A 518-nucleotide genomic window follows, 5' to 3' on the forward strand; every position below is an offset into this window, starting at 1 on the left:
GCGACGGGGGGTCGGGGGTGGTCGAAGGGCAGGGCGAGTTGGTCGGGCAGCCCCCGCAATGCGGTGGTCCAGTACTCCAACTGCTGCGACGCCCGACTGCCCGGATCCTCCTCCGACCCCAGCAGCTCCCGCTGCCAGACCGCATAGTCCGCATACTGCACCGCCGGCGGCGCCCAACCCGGCTCCACACCCGCACACCGCGCCGCATACGCCTGCGCCAGATCCCGCATCAACGGACCCAGCGACCACCCGTCACCCGCGATGTGATGCAGCACCAGCAACAGCACATGCTCACCCTCCCCCACCGCGTACAACACCCCACGCAGCGGAAGATCCCGACGCAGATCGAACCCACGCCGCGCCTCCGCAACCAGAACCGACTCGAGCCCACAAGGCGTTACGGATACCCGATCGATCGTAGGCCGAACAGCATGACGGCCGAGGATGCACTGGTACGGCGCACCATCAACCTCGGGATACACCGTACGCAGCACCTCGTGACGCGCCACCACATCACC

Annotated in this window: 1 protein-coding gene; it reads right to left on the reverse strand. The window is 67.8% G+C overall.

Going from position 1 to position 518, the window contains the following annotated elements:
* The coding region (locus AN216_RS26240) for a condensation domain-containing protein (protein ID WP_338059221.1) at nucleotides 1-512 on the reverse strand (512 nt) is incomplete at its 3' end.
* Nucleotides 513-518 lie beyond the last annotated feature (6 nt).

This window comes from Streptomyces oceani (assembly GCF_001751245.1).
In the GTDB taxonomy this organism is placed as follows: Bacteria; Actinomycetota; Actinomycetes; order Streptomycetales; family Streptomycetaceae; genus Streptomyces; species Streptomyces oceani.